Origin of the sequence: Microbacterium sp. Au-Mic1, from assembly GCF_021341785.1 — a bacterium.
GTDB lineage: Bacteria > Actinomycetota > Actinomycetes > Actinomycetales > Microbacteriaceae > Microbacterium.
Map to the genome: position 1 here is coordinate 260666 of NZ_JAJTTF010000003.1, position 13753 is coordinate 274418.

The window sequence follows — 13753 nt, forward strand, 5'->3', positions numbered from 1 at the left end:
GTGGATCCGTGAGCTGATCGTCGCACCCTGTGCAGATCGCGACGGCTGATTCGAGGGGGCCGCGGCCGGCCGGACTACGCTGGACGTGCTGCTCCGCCGGGAACGGCGGACAGGAGCTGGTGTGGTCGAGGGCGCCGTCGAGCGGATGCGAGGGCCTCGTGCCTACGCGTCCTTCATCGGGATCGGGCTCGCCGCGGGCCTCCTCTCCGGCCTCTTCGGGGTCGGCGGCGGCACGGTGATCGTCCCGCTGCTCGTGCTGCTGCTCGCCTTCGACCAGCGGCTGGGCGCGGGCACGTCGCTCGCCGCGATCGTGCCCACCGCCCTCGTGGGCGTCGTCTCGTACGCCGTCCATGATTCGGTGGCGTGGATACCGGCGCTGATCCTCGCCGTCGGATCCGTCGTCGGCGCGCAGATCGGCACCCGCCTGCTGCCGCGGATCTCGCAGACCGCGCTGCGCTGGTGCTTCGTCGGCTTCCTGGTCGTCGTGATCGTCAGCCTGTTCCTGGTCATCCCGTCGCGGGGCGCGGTGCTCGAGCTGACCTGGGTGACCGGCCCGCTGCTGCTCGTCCTGGGCCTGTTCACCGGCATCCTCGCCGGGCTGATCGGGGTCGGCGGAGGAATCGTCGTCGTGCCGGCGCTCATGCTGGCGTTCGGCACCAGCGACCTCGTCGCCAAGGGCACCTCGCTGCTCATGATGATCCCGACGGCCATCTCGGGCACGATCGGCAACCTGCGCAACCACAATGTGGACCTGCTCGCCGCGGCCCTCGTCGGCCTCTCGGCGTGCACGACGACGGCGCTCGGCGCCTGGCTCGCCACGCTCATCGATCCGTTCGTGGGCAACGTCCTCTTCGCGGTGTACCTGGCCTTCATCGCGGTGCAGATGGCGATGAAGGCGATCCGCGGCCGCACGCCCCGCAGCGCCTGAGAGCCCCGCTCGGCGAGTAATCGGCCCCGCTCGGTAGGATCGAGAGGTGCCCGTGAATCCTGAACTGGTCGGCCGGGAGTTCCCGCCGACGGCCCCGTACCTCGTCGGTCGTGAGAAGGTGCGCGAGTTCGCGCGTGCCGTGTTCGCCGACGCCCCGCAGCACACCGACGTCGAGGCGGCTCAGGCGCTCGGGTTCGCCGACGTCGTCGCTCCGCCCACTTTCGCGATGGTCATCCAGGACCTCACGCTGCAGCAGCTGCTGGGGCTGGAGGACTCCGGGATCGTGCTGTCCCGCACGATCCACGCCGAGCAGCGCTTCGCCTACACGCGCCCCATCGTGGCCGGCGGCGAGCTCACGGCGCAGCTGACGGTCACCGGGATCCGTGCGATGGGTCCCGCCGCGATGATCACCAGCGACGCCGAGATCCGCGACGCCGTGGGCGAGCACGTCGTCACCGCCACATCGGTGCTGCTCGTGAGCGACGCCCCTGCGGAGAACGAGGAGGCCGCCGCGTGAACGTCGGAGACATCATCGCCGAGCGCACCGTGCACCTCACGCGCGAGTCGCTCGTGCGCTACGCCGGCGCATCCGGAGACTTCAACCCGATCCACTATCGCGACGACGTCGCGGCCGAGGTCGGCCTGCCCGGCGTGCTCGCCCACGGCATGCTCACCATGGGCGTCGCCTCGTCCGTCGCGATCGCCGCGCTCCCTGGCACGGCGCGGGTCCTGGACTACGGCGTGCGCTTCGCCCGCCCGGTCGTGGTCGACCCGCAGCACGGCGCCGACGTCGCGATCACGGCCAAGGTCGGCGCGATCGACGAGACCGCGGTGCGGATCGACCTCGTGGTCAAGTTCGCCGACACCACGGTGCTCGTCAAGGCACAGCTGCGCGTCGCGGCGGACTCGCTCTGACATGGCGGGCTTCTGAAGATGACGCTGATCGACCCGATGCGCCTCGCTGATCTGACCACCCTGCAGACCGGCGCGGCACCGGCGCGGATGATCGATGCCGCCACCGAGGACGAGCTCGTCGCGGTCCTGCGCGACGTCTGGGCGAGCGGTGACGCATGGTTCGTGCTCGGCGGCGGGTCGAACCTCTTCGCGGGAGACGCGCCCTTCGATGGCACCGTGATCCGGATCCGCACGAGCGGCATCGAGGAGCTCCCGTCCCCGCACCCCGGCCGGATCCGCCTGCGGGCGCAGGCCGGGCACGACTGGGACGCGCTGGTCGCCTACGCCGTCGAGCGCGGCTACGCGGGCATCGAGGCGATGTCGGGGATCCCCGGCACCGTGGGCGCGGCCCCCGTGCAGAACATCGGCGCGTACGGCCAGGAGATCCAGGAGACGCTGGTCGAGGTGGAGCTGCTCGACGAACACTCCGGCGAGGTCGTCGTCACCCCGGCGTCCGAACTCGGCCTCGGCTTCCGCACGTCGGTGCTGAAGCACCACTACGGATCCGTCGCCGAGCGCCGCGCCGTGATCCTCTCCGTCACGCTCGACCTCGCCGTCACGGGCGACGCCGGGCGCGTGGTGCGCGGCGAGCAGCTGCGCCGCGCACTGCAGCTCACGACCGACGAGCCGGTGCCCCTGGCCTGGCTGCGGCAGCGGATCCTCTCCACGCGCGCGGCCAAGGGCATGCTCTTCGACCCGGCGGATCCGGACACGCACGGCGCCGGATCCTTCTTCCAGAACGCGATCGTCTCCGAAGCTGCGGCACGCACGCTGCCGCCCGAGTGCCCGCGCTGGCCGGTGACGCCCGACCTCGACACGGTCACGGTGATCCCGCTGGACTCGTACTACGGCCTGGCCCCCAAGCCCGAGGCACCGCCGAGCGACGTGAAGGTGAGCGCAGCCTGGCTCATCGAGCACGCCGGCATCCGCAAGGGGTTCAAGCTGCCGCGTTCGCGCGCCGGGGTCTCCACCAAGCACGCACTCGCACTCACGAACCGCGGCGGGGCGACGGCGGGGGAGATCGCCGAGCTCGCCCGGTTCATCCAGAACCGCGTGCATTCGGAGTTCGGTCTGCTGCTGCAGCCCGAGCCGGTGCTCATCGACGTCGAACTCTAGGCGCGACGGGTGCTCGCGACCCTCACCGGCTTCGCCGTCGTCGGCCTCGCGATCTTCGTCGGGTACGTGATCGGTCGCATCGACCTGCTCGGCGCGCATGCGCGCGAGGTGCTGAGCCGGCTCACGTTCTTCGTGCTGTCGCCGTTCCTGCTGTTCTCCGTGCTGGCCAAGGCCGATGCACACGTGCTCTTCTCCGCCCTGCTGCCGGTGTCCGCGATCGCCGCCGCCGTCGTGATCGGGGTCTACGCGCTCATCTCACGGGTCGTCTGGAAGCGGACGGTGGGCGAGACCGTGATCGGTGCGCTCTCGTCGGGGCAGGTGAACTCGAACAACATCGGGATCCCGCTGTCCCTCTACCTGCTCGGCAGCGCCGCCTATCCGGCGCCGGTGATCCTCATGCAGCTCCTGGTGTTCACGCCGATCTCGCTGACCATCCTCGACACCGTCACCGCCGGTCGCACGTCGGTGTGGCGCACGGTGGTGCGCACCGCGACGAACCCCATCATCCTGGGATCCGCGCTCGGCACGCTGGTCTCCGTGCTCGGGATCGAGCTGCCCCCGATCGTCATCGAGCCCATCACCCTGCTCGCGAACGCCTGCGTTCCGGTGCTGCTGATCAGCTACGGCATCTCGTTGCATGGGCAGCGCGTGCTCGGCGCCGCCGGACACCGCAGGGACGTGCTGCTGGCGAGCACCCTGAAGCTGCTGGTCATGCCGGTGCTCGCCTGGCTGCTGGCGCAGTTCGTGTTCGGCCTGTCGGCGCACGCGGTGCTGATCGTGGTCGTGCTCGCGGCGTTGCCGACCGCGCAGAACGTGTTCAACTACTCCCAGCGCTACGGCGTCGGCGAGGCGACGTCCCGTGACACGGTGTTCCTCACGACGATCGGATGCGTCCCCGTGCTCCTCGGTGCCGTCCTGCTCCTCGGCTGAGGTCGACGCCGGGGCGTACGCTCGCAGGATGACCGGACTCGTGCCCTACATCCTGTTCCCCGGCACCGCCGTCGACGCGCTGCCCTTCTACCAGGCGATCTTCGGCGGCGAAGCGGTGATGCACACCTACGCCGAGTTCGGGCGTGCGGACGGCCCGGGGGATGCCATCGCGCACGGCATGCTGGTCCGTGGCCCGGTCGAGCTCGCCGCCGCCGACGCCGCGCCGGACGAGGACGCGGTGCACATGAACGGGATGTACTTCTCCCTGCTCGGCACGGCGGATCCCGAGACGCTCACCCGCTGGTTCGCGCAGCTCGGCGACGGCGGTCGAGTGATCGATCCGCTGCAGGAGCGGCCGTGGGGTGCGCACGACGGCACGCTCGTGGATCGCTTCGGCGTGCGCTGGCTCATCGGCTACGAGGACTGAGCGCCCCGCGTGCGTCTTCGCCCCCTCTGAACGTCTTCGCCCCCGCTGAACGTCTTCGCCCCCTCTGAGGCGTGCTGCTCAGAGGGGGCGAAGACGGTGCGAGGAGGTGAATCGGGCTGACCGCGTGCGCCGCGGACGTCCGTCGCGGGTCAGGACGCGAACAGCCGCTGCAGGCGCTGCACGCCCTCGAGCAGCTGGTCGTCGCCGAGCGCGTACGACATCCGGATGTAGCCGGAGGGGCCGAACGCCTCGCCGGGGACAACGGCGACCTCGGCCTGGTCGAGGATGAGGTCGGCGAGCTCGAGCGAGGTCGTCGGAGTCACTCCGCCCCAGGTGCGGCCGAGCAGGCCCTGCACGTCGGGGTACACGTAGAAGGCGCCGGTCGGGTTCGGCACGACGAGGCCGTCGATCCTGGACAACTCCGAGACGATCAGCTTGCGGCGGCGGTCGAACGCCTCGCGGAACTGCTCGGCCTCGGTCTGCGGGCCGTTGAGGGCGGCGATCGCGGCGCGCTGCGCGACGTTGTTCACGTTGCTGGTGAGGTGCGACTGCAGGTTTCCGGCGATCTTGATGGCGTCGGCAGGACCCACCATCCAGCCCACGCGCCAGCCGGTCATGGCGTACGTCTTCGCGACGCCGTTGACCAGGATGGTCTGACCGGCGACCTCGGGCAGCGCCTCGACGACGGAGGTCGCCTTGACCCCCTCGTAGGTGAGGTTCTGGTAGATCTCGTCGGAGATGATCCAGATCCCGTGCTCGAGCGCCCAGGCGGCGATCGCCGCGGTCTCCTCGGGGGAGTAGACGGATCCGGTCGGGTTGGACGGCGACACGAACACCAGCACGGTCGTGCGGTCGGTGCGTGCGGCCTCGAGCTGGTCGACGGTGACCTTGTACTCCTGGTCCGCGCCGGCGAAGACCTCGACCGGCACGCCGTCTGCGAGGCGGATCGCCTCGGGGTAGGTCGTCCAGTACGGCGCCGGCAACAGCACCTCATCGCCGGGGTTCACGACGGCCTGGAACGCCTGGTAGACGGACTGCTTGCCGCCGTTCGTGACGATGACCTGGCTCGGCGAGACTTCGAGGCCCGAGTCGCGCAGCGTCTTCGCGGCGATCGCCTCGCGCAGCTCGGGCAGGCCGGCGGCAGGGGTGTAGCGGTAGTTCGCCGGGTTGGCGAGTGCTTCTGCCGCCGCATCCACGATGAACTGCGGCGTGGCGAAGTCCGGCTCGCCCGCGGCGTACGAGACGACGGGCTTGCCCTCGGCCTTGAGGGCCTTGGCCTTGGCATCCACCTTCAGCGTGGCGGACTCGGCGATGGCGGAGAGTTTGCGGGAGAGAGGCGCGCGTTCGGTCACGCCACCAGCGTACTCGCGCGCCTGCGCGGAGAAATGGCCATGACGTACAAAGGGTCGGGGTCGTTCTCCGTCAGGGCGAACAGGTCCGGATCCCGATTCCGGCGCTCGTCAGCGTCCGAGGAAGCGGACTCGGTCCGCTCAGGTCAGGAACGACGGCGGGACGGCGCAGTAGTCGGCCAGGCGCCGCGTCGGCGCTGCCGGATCCGTCACATCGACCAGCGCGGTCGCCGCCGTGTGCGGGACCTCGTCGCCGTCGATGAGCCAGACCGAGAAGTGCCACAGCCCGCGGGCGCGCTCGGCGAGCAGACCGTTCGTGCCGGACACGATCTCGACCGCATCCGCCCCGGCGGCCCGGAACGGCGCCACGATGTCGGACCGCAGGGCGAGCACGTCCCGGTCGTCCTGCGCGACGACCGCCGCCTCGAGACCCCGGGCGTGCAGCACGCCGGCGAGGCCTTCCGCGAAGGCGGCCGAGCGCTCCGCGGAGGGGCTGGCGACCGCGAGCAGCCGCGCTCCGCGCGGGTAGTCGCGGAGGAACTCGTCCACGAGATCCTCGAGGAGGGCGCGGGCGCCGATCGGAGCGGTCATTCCCCCAGCGTAGGTGGGGGCGCACCGAGGGAGGCGCGTCCCCGGTCGATCCGGGGCAGTGGTCGCACGGTCGACGCAGGGCCGTGCCGCGGGTCATGTGACGGCGTCGCGCTCCTGGAACTCGGGGGCGCGCCACAGCTCCTCGTCGAGCACGCGACGGAGGATCTCCACGGCGTCCCAGACGTCGGCGTGGCCGAGGTACATCGGGGTGATTCCGAACCGCAGCACCTCGGGCTCGCGGTAGTCGCCGATCACGCCGTTCGCGATGAGCGCCTTCATCACCGCGTAGCCCTCGGGGTGCCGGAACGACACGTGGCTGCCACGCTGCGCGTCGTCGCGGGGCGTGATCAACGTGAGTGGATGGTGCGCGAGCCGCGTCTCGACGAGCCGGATGAACAGTGACGTCAGTGCGAGCGACTTGCGGCGCAGCGCCTCCTGGTCGACTTCGAGGTGCATGTCGAGACCGACCTCCATGGTCGCCATCGACAGGATCGGCTGGGTGCCAACGAGGAAGCGCCGGCCGCCCTGCGCCGGGGCGTAGGAGTCGGTCATCGCGAACGGGCGGTCGTGCCCCCACCAGCCGGTGAGCGGCGTCTCGACCCGGTCGAGGTGCCGTTCGGCGGCCCAGAAGAACGCGGGCGAACCGGGCCCGCCGTTGAGGTACTTGTAGGTGCAGCCGACTGCGAAGTCCGCGCCGGCATCGGCGACGGCCACGGGCACCGCGCCCACCGAGTGGCAGAGGTCCCAGACCGCCAGGGCGCCCGCGGCGTGGATCCGCCCCGTCGCCTCCGCCATGTCCCAGAGGTAGCCGGTGCGGTAGTTGACCTGGGTGAGCAGCACCACGGCGACGTCGTCGTCGAGCGCCGCCTCGAGGTCCTCGGGGGCGTCGATCAGCCGTAGCGAGTATCCGCGGTCGAGCAGGGCCATCAGGCCCTCGACGATGTAGAGGTCGGTCGGGAAGTTCTCCCGCTCCGACACGATGACCCGGCGCTCCGGGGCGTCCTGCTGCTGGAGCCGGATCGCGGCCGAGACCGCCTTGAAGACGTTGATCGAGGTGGTGTCGGTTGCGACGCACTCGCCGGCCCCGCCGCCGATGAGCCGGCCGATCTTCGCCCCGATCCGGAGGGGCAGGGCGAACCAGTGGTTCTTGTTCCAGCTGCCGATGAGGTCGGCGCCCCACTCGCGGCTGACGACGTCGGCGGCGCGCGCGACGGCGTCGCGGGGAAGCGCGCCGAGCGAGTTGCCGTCGAGGTAGACGATCCCCTCGGGGAGGGCGAAGCGCTCGCGCAGGGCGGCCAGCGGGTCGTTCCGGTCGGCTTCCTCGCACTGCTCGCGGGTGAACGGGGCTGCGGCGTCCGTCATCGGGAATCCTTCTCGGTCGTGGACCCGGCGCGCGGCCGGGATGCGGGGTCAGCATCCATGATGACGAGGATCCGGTGAATCGCCTAGGATTCCGTCAGATATCCGAGATGCCCGTACTTTCGCGATGGATCATCGGAACAGTGCCGGAGGAGGAGGACCTATGACGGACGGGATCCGGCTCTCGCCGACGGATCGTCGCATTCTGGACGAGCTGACCCGCGATGGGCGACTGTCGAACAAGGAACTCGCCGCACGCGTCGGCCTTCCGCGCTCGACCTGCCACGGCCGCGTGCGCGCGCTCGAGGAGGCCGGCGTGATCCGCGGCTACCACGCCGAACTCGACCCGGTCGCGGTCGGGGCGGGCGTCGAGGCGCTCATCATGGTGGCCGTCAAGGAGGACGCCCGCGACCAGGTGCCCGCGATCACGGCCCGACTGCGCACGATCCCCGGCGTGCAGCGGGTCTATCTGATCGGCGGTGTGCACGACCTCGTCATCCACGTCGCCTGCGAGAGCGTTCCGGGGCTCCGCGACTTCCTGCGCACGCACCTCGGATCCGTTCCCGCGCTGGGGCAGACCCAGACCCAGATCATCTTCGAGCACCACACCGGCGCTGCGGTCATTCCGGCGTGATCCCTGAGGCGCTGCCTCGCCATGCGGCCGGACGCAGCCCCGGCACGAGCGCGGGCGTGCGCCGGGCATAGCGCGCGTAGGGCTCGCCCAGCTCCGCACGCAGAGCGCGCTCCTCGAACCGGATCCCGATCGCGATGTAGCCGCTGAACGCCGCCGCGAACAGCGCATGTCCCCAGGTCATGATCGGCGTGACCCAGAACGCCAGGAGCAGGCCGAGCATGAGGGGATGCCGCACGAGCGCGTAGAGCCCGCGGGCCTGGAAGGCGGATGCGGGCGGACGCCCGGACACGGCCTGACGGAGCCCGACGAAGCCCAGGTGGTCGATCATGAACGTGGCTCCGATCGCGATGAGCCAGCCGAGTGCGCAGACCGCCCACAGCGCCGTGCGCCAGGGCTCGGCGTCCACGTGCCAGATCACCGCGGGGATCGGGCGCCACTGCCACAGCACGAGCGCCAGCAGCGCGCTGGCCGCGAGCACGTACGTCGCACGCTCGACCCGCGCCGGGAGCGCCCGGGCGAACCGCCGTTTGGTCGACGCGCGGGCGAACACCGAGTGGTGCAGCGCGAACACGGCCACCAGCAGGAGGTCGACGGCAGCCGCGACCGGCCAGGCCGTGGCGGGCCCGCGATCGACGGTGGTGGCGGGGCCGACGTCGGCGAGGAACGCGACCGCCCAGACGATCACGACCAGGAAGGCCAGATAGGCGACGACCGCGTAGGCCGTGCTGAGCACTCGCGTCATGACATCTCCGATCCGCGATCGCTCACGCCGAGCGGCCGACGAAGCCGTGGTCGATCGCGAACAGGCTCGCCCCGACCCGGTTCGTGACGCCGATCTTCGCGTAGGTGTGCTCGACGTGGTTGCGCACCGTCTTCTCGCTGAGCGTCAGAGCCGCGGCGATCTCGCGGTTGCTCCGGCCCTGGGCGACGAGCGTGAGGATCTCGGCTTCGCGCGGGGTGAGTCCGGCGGGGAGGACGGTGCGCGGCGTGCGCGTGCGGCGGTTGCCGGTCGCCGTGGATGCGACCGCGGCGACCGCCTCCCCGTCGAGGTGCCCGGCGGCCACGCGCCGGTGCAGGCGCGCGATCGCCTCGTCCGGCTCGAGCGCGGCGCGGTACGGACGCGGCTCGGTGGCCGCCCGGAACGCGACGGCCGCAGCGAGCAGGCGGTCGGACCGGGTCAGGCTCGTGCCGGGCGCGCCGGCCGGATAGCCGCTGCCGTCCAGGTGCTCGTGATGCGCGCGCACCAGGGCGGCCTCTGCGGTGAGGCCGGGAATACGCGCGAGCACGCGGCCGCCGAGGTAGGGATGCATGCGCACCCGTTCCCAGTCGCCGTCGTCGAGCGCGTCCGGCTTGGACCAGATCAGGTTCGACACGCCCAGCCGGCCGATGTCGTGCAGATGAGCGGCGCGCCGAAGGGCGGTGACCTCGTCGACGGGCACGCCGACCTCGCGGGCCGCCGCGGCCACGATCTCGGCCACCCCGCGCGAGTGCCCCAGCAGGAACGGGCACTTCAGGTCGGCGAAGTCGCCGATCGCGGCGACGGCCGCATCGAGCTCATCGCCGAGCAGCACCTCGTCCCGATCGGGCGCACGGTCCAGGGCGGCTGCCCAGGCGGCGGATCCGTGCGGGATGTCGAGCAGCCCTGCGGCGTCGGCGACGAACGCATCGACGACCACGGGATCGAACTGTCCGCCGCGGCGCTCGCGCGCCATGCGGACCGCCGCCTCCACACCGCCGAGGCGGTCATGCACCTCGACCGTGTCGGCGAGCTGGGCGATCCGCATCGCGAGCGGGATCGTTTCGCCGGCGAGCGCACGCGGGAGTCCCCGGCCGTCGTATCGCTCGAAGGCGGCGGACACCGCGTCCTGCACCGCACGGGGGAGTCCCAGTCGCTCGGCGAGCAGCGCGGCGGAGAGGCAGTGCGAGTGCAGCAGGGTGCCGAGGCTGCCGCGCGCGTCGATCATCAGCGCGGCGAGGGTCGCGGCACGCTGACGGAGGGGGCGCCCCTGCGCGACGTGTTCGACGAGGAAACGCAGGAACGGCAGTCCCGACCAGTCCACGAGATAGGAGGCGCTGCGCACCTCGATGTCGTTGCCGAACCAGCGCGCATACTCCTGCGAGTCGGCCGTGCAGCCGATCCACATCAGCAGCGTCGCCTGATAGGCGGTACCGCGCTGCGCATCGTCCAGGCCCAGTCGGGCGGCCAGGCGATCGGCGAGGAGCGCCGCGCGCATCATGTGCTCCGCCGGCTGACCCAGGCCCAGGTCGATCGCGACGGAGACCGCCGCGATCATCTCGCCCCGGGTCGGAGCACCGGCTGTCGCGCCCACGGATCCATTGTCGGCGACGCGCTCCTGCAGGGCCAGAGACATCAGCGGGGCCGCGCATCCTCGGGCCGGCCGTCCGCGGGTACGCCGACAGCCGCGTGCTCCGCCGGATCGAAGGCGCTGAACCGCGCGTCCCCGATGTAGAACAGCCCGTGCTGTGGCATCCAGAAGTCGCCGAGCCTGCTCTGCCGATCCAGCGCCCCGATCGGGCCGAGATCCCGGCCGTGTATCGACGCCGTGCTCGCCGCGACCCGCCAGAGCCGCGTGGGGACGACCTGGAAGCGCTGACGGTTGGGGGCGGCGCCGGCCATGCGCATCCGTCCGGTGCGCAGGATCGGCCGTGCCATCGGTCCCATCGCGCGGAGCAGCGGATCGCTGCTGCGTGCGGCCGCAGGAAGGGAGGAGCCGAGCGCCGACATCGTCCGGGTCGCCGGCGTCGCCCGCAGCCGGAGGTCCCAGTCCAGCACGCCGGGGATCCGTACGCGCAGTCGGCCAGGATCGGTCCAGCTCAGATCGATCTCCGGCACGCGCTCGAACGTCGCGGCGGTGCTGAAGTAGCGCGGGCAGCTGTACACCGGATCCGTGGTGACGAACATGTGCCAGGCGCCCTCCGGAGTGCGGTGCCAGATCGCGCGGTAGCCGGGACCGATGCTCGTCCGGGTCATCACCCGCAGCGCGAGACAGTCGCCGTCGCGGAACGCCAGGCCGAGCACGCCGAATCCGGTGAACCGCTCGTCGGCGCCATCGGGGAGGCGAGGGTGCTCGGTCGCGTCGGCGGAGGCGGCCTGCGGTGTGCTGGTGGTGGACATGGATCCACCTTCGCGCCGCGGGGACGGCGGCGCATGAGGCATCCGCCCCGACTTCCGCGCCGGTGGCGCCGATCCGCGCGGGACGGGTCAGCGCTCGACGAGCACGCCGTCCTCGTCGGCGTAGAGCCGGGCGCCGGGACAGAACTCCACGTCGCCGAACCGCAGCATCACGTCGACCTGCCCTGTGCCCGCCTTGCCGCTCTTGCGCGGGTTGGTGCCGAGCGCCTTGACGCCCAGCGGCAGCCGGCCGATCGCCGCGCTGTCGCGGATCGCGCCGTGGATCAGCACGCCCGCCCAGCCGTTCGCGACCGCGCTCGCGGCGATCATGTCGCCCATGAGCGCGGTGCCGAGGGAGCCGGATCCGTCGATCACGAGCACGGCGCCGTCGCCCGGGGTGGCGAGGAGGTCCTTGACGAGCTGGTTGTCCTGGAAGCAGCGCACCGTGCGGATCGGGCCTTCGAACGCGGTGCGTCCGCCGAAGTCGCGCAGCTGCAGGGCGAGGGACTGCAGGGCGTCGCCGTGCTCGTCGTAGAGGTCAGCGGTGGAGGTCATGCGGTGGATCCTTCCATGTTTCTCCGGGGCCGTTGAGCGAGGACGGAGCGTCAGCGACGACCGAGACGAAACGCGGTGACCGACGAGGCTGTCAGGTCACCGCGTTTCGTCTCGGTCGCCTTCGGCGTCCTCGCTCAACGACCCCTCGCGGGGAGTGTCAGCTGAACTGGTTCATCGTGTTGTGCTGACCACCGGCCTTGAGGGCGGCGTCGCCGGCGAAGTACTCCTTGTGGTTGTCGCCGAGGTCGGAGCCCGCCATGTTCTGGTGCTTGACGGTGGCGATGCCACCGCGGATCTCGCGGCGCTGCACGCCCTTGACGTAGGCGAGCATCCCCTCGTCGCCGAAGTAGCCCTTCGCGAGGTCATCGGTCGACAGCGCGGCCGTGTGGTAGGTCGGCAGCGTGATGAGGTGGTGGAAGATGCCGGCTCGGGCGGATCCGTCGCGCTGGAACGTGCGGATCTTCTCGTCGGCGAGACGCGCCAGCTCGGTGTCGTCGTATTCGACGCTCATGAGCGCGCCGCGGTCGTAGCCGGAGACGTCCTCGCCCTGCTCGGCCAGGAGGTCGTACACCTGCTGACGGAAGTTCAGCGTCCAGTTGAACGACGGGCTGTTGTTGTAGACGAGCTTCGCGTTCGGGATCTCCGCTCGGATCGCGTCGACCATGCCGGCGATCTGCTCGACGTGCGGCTTCTCCGTCTCGATCCAGAGCAGATCCGCGCCGTTGCGCAGGGACGTGATGCAGTCCAGCACGACCCGCTCCTCCCCGGTGCCGGGACGGAACTGGTAGAGGTTGCTCGCGAGCCGGCGGGGGCGCAGCAGCCGGCCGTCGCGCTTGATGACGACGTCGCCGTTGCCGAGCTCGGCCTCGGAAATCTCCTCGACGTCGAGGAACGCGTTGTACTGGTCGCCGAGGTCGCCCGCCTCCTGCGAGACCGCGAGCTTCTGGGTGAGTCCCGCGCCCAGGGAGTCGGTGCGGGCGACGATGATCCCGTTGTCGATGCCCAGTTCGAGGAAGGCGTAGCGGACCGCGTTGAGCTTGGCGATGAAGTCCTCGTGCGGCACGGTGACCTTGCCGTCCTGGTGGCCGCACTGCTTCTCGTCCGAGACCTGGTTCTCGATCTGGATGGCGCACGCGCCGGCCTCGATCATCTTCTTGGCGAGGAGGTACGTCGCCTCGGGGTTGCCGAAGCCGGCGTCGATGTCGGCGATGATCGGGACGACGTGGGTCTCGTAGCCGTCGATCTGCGACTGGATGAACTCCGCCGCGGTCTCGTCGCCGGCCGCGCGCGCCGCGTCGAGCTGCGTGAAGAGCAGGTCGAGCTCGCGGGCGTCCGCCTGACGCAGGAAGGTGTACAGCTCCTCGATCAGCGCCGGAACCGCCGTCTTCTCGTGCATCGACTGATCGGGGAGGGGGCCGAACTCGGAGCGCAGCGCCGCGACCATCCAGCCGGAGAGATAGAGGTAGCGCTTGTTCGTGGACTTCAGGTGCTTCTTGATGGAGATGAGCTTCTGCTGTCCGATGAAGCCGTGCCAGACGCCGAGCGACTGGGTGTACAGCGACGAGTCGGCGTCGTACTCCGCCATGTCGCGGCGCATGATGTCGGCCGTGTACTGCGCGATCTCGAGTCCGGTGCGGAAGCGGTTCTGCGCGCGCATGCGGGCAGCGGACTCGGGGTCGATGGCACTCCATCCGGAGCCGGCCGCCGCCTTCAGGGCCTGGATGGCGTCGATGTCGTCCTGGTAGCGAGTCATGGTGATGTCCTTCGTTCGTGGGCG

At 70.9% G+C, this 13753-nt stretch carries 15 protein-coding genes; 7 read left to right on the forward strand and 8 right to left on the reverse strand.

Translation table 11 applies throughout. The features are described 5' to 3' along the window. Nucleotides 1–145: 145 nt before the first annotated feature. The 6 genes from LXM50_RS05775 to LXM50_RS05800 are packed head-to-tail and all read left to right on the forward strand — an operon-like array spanning nt 146 to nt 4355. The gene (locus tag LXM50_RS05775; protein WP_233310443.1) at nt 146–928 is read left to right on the forward strand and encodes a sulfite exporter TauE/SafE family protein; all 783 of its coding nucleotides are present in this window, start codon (nt 146–148) and stop codon (nt 926–928) included. 46 nt (nt 929–974) lie between these two features. After that, on the forward strand, nt 975–1445 hold the full coding sequence (locus LXM50_RS05780) for a MaoC family dehydratase N-terminal domain-containing protein (RefSeq protein WP_233310356.1): 471 nt from the start codon (nt 975–977) through the stop codon (nt 1443–1445). After that, a complete protein-coding gene (locus LXM50_RS05785) occupies nt 1442–1843 on the forward strand; it encodes a MaoC/PaaZ C-terminal domain-containing protein (protein ID WP_233310357.1) in 402 nt (133 codons plus the stop codon). The genes LXM50_RS05780 and LXM50_RS05785 overlap by 4 nt, the downstream gene beginning before the upstream one ends. A gap of 18 nt (nt 1844–1861) precedes the next feature. Next, the gene (locus LXM50_RS05790) at nt 1862–2998 is read left to right on the forward strand and encodes a UDP-N-acetylmuramate dehydrogenase (RefSeq protein WP_233310358.1); all 1137 of its coding nucleotides are present in this window, start codon (nt 1862–1864) and stop codon (nt 2996–2998) included. 9 nt (nt 2999–3007) lie between these two features. Next, the gene (locus tag LXM50_RS18695; protein ID WP_233310359.1) at nt 3008–3928 is read left to right on the forward strand and encodes an AEC family transporter; all 921 of its coding nucleotides are present in this window, start codon (nt 3008–3010) and stop codon (nt 3926–3928) included. 28 nt (nt 3929–3956) lie between these two features. Further along, a complete protein-coding gene (locus LXM50_RS05800; RefSeq protein WP_233310360.1) occupies nt 3957–4355 on the forward strand; it encodes a VOC family protein in 399 nt (132 codons plus the stop codon). 149 nt (nt 4356–4504) lie between these two features. Here the strand turns inward: LXM50_RS05800 and LXM50_RS05805 are convergent, their stop codons facing one another. The 3 genes from LXM50_RS05805 to kynU all read right to left on the reverse strand — a co-directional run bounded on the left by LXM50_RS05805 (nt 4505) and on the right by kynU (nt 7657). Next, entirely contained in the window at nt 4505–5707 is a 1203-nt protein-coding gene (locus LXM50_RS05805) for a pyridoxal phosphate-dependent aminotransferase (RefSeq protein WP_233310361.1), read from the reverse strand. A 138-nt stretch (nt 5708–5845) separates the two neighbouring features. Then, a complete protein-coding gene (locus LXM50_RS05810) occupies nt 5846–6295 on the reverse strand; it encodes a hypothetical protein (RefSeq protein ID WP_233310362.1) in 450 nt (149 codons plus the stop codon). A gap of 93 nt (nt 6296–6388) precedes the next feature. Further along, nucleotides 6389–7657: a kynureninase gene (gene kynU, locus LXM50_RS05815; RefSeq protein WP_233310363.1), complete on the reverse strand. Its 1269-nt coding sequence runs from the start codon at nt 7655–7657 to the stop codon at nt 6389–6391. Nucleotides 7658–7817: 160 nt separating this feature from the next. Here kynU and LXM50_RS05820 point away from each other — a divergent pair, with 160 nt between their 5' ends. Beyond that, nucleotides 7818–8288 (forward strand): Lrp/AsnC family transcriptional regulator, encoded by a 471-nt coding sequence (locus LXM50_RS05820; RefSeq protein WP_233310364.1) that lies wholly within the window; start codon nt 7818–7820, stop codon nt 8286–8288. Here the strand turns inward: LXM50_RS05820 and LXM50_RS05825 are convergent. From LXM50_RS05825 to LXM50_RS05845, 5 genes are all read right to left on the reverse strand, one after another. Continuing rightward, nucleotides 8275–9030 carry an isoprenylcysteine carboxylmethyltransferase family protein gene (locus tag LXM50_RS05825; protein ID WP_233310365.1) on the reverse strand — a complete coding sequence of 252 codons (756 nt, stop codon included), beginning with the start codon at nt 9028–9030 and terminating at the stop codon, nt 8275–8277. The two genes, LXM50_RS05820 and LXM50_RS05825, sit on opposite strands and share 14 nt — an antisense overlap. Nucleotides 9031–9052: 22 nt before the next feature. After that, nucleotides 9053–10660, reverse strand: coding sequence for an HD domain-containing phosphohydrolase (locus LXM50_RS05830; protein ID WP_233310366.1), 1608 nt, complete (start codon nt 10658–10660; stop codon nt 9053–9055). After that, nucleotides 10660–11424 carry a hypothetical protein gene (locus tag LXM50_RS05835; RefSeq protein WP_233310367.1) on the reverse strand — a complete coding sequence of 255 codons (765 nt, stop codon included), beginning with the start codon at nt 11422–11424 and terminating at the stop codon, nt 10660–10662. Before LXM50_RS05835 ends, LXM50_RS05830 begins: the two co-directional genes overlap by 1 nt. 87 nt (nt 11425–11511) lie before the next feature. Further along, a complete protein-coding gene (gene rraA / locus LXM50_RS05840) occupies nt 11512–11976 on the reverse strand; it encodes a ribonuclease E activity regulator RraA (protein WP_233310368.1) in 465 nt (154 codons plus the stop codon). Between the two features lie 157 nt (nt 11977–12133). Beyond that, nucleotides 12134–13729 carry an isocitrate lyase gene (locus LXM50_RS05845; protein ID WP_233310369.1) on the reverse strand — a complete coding sequence of 532 codons (1596 nt, stop codon included), beginning with the start codon at nt 13727–13729 and terminating at the stop codon, nt 12134–12136. Nucleotides 13730–13753 lie beyond the last annotated feature (24 nt).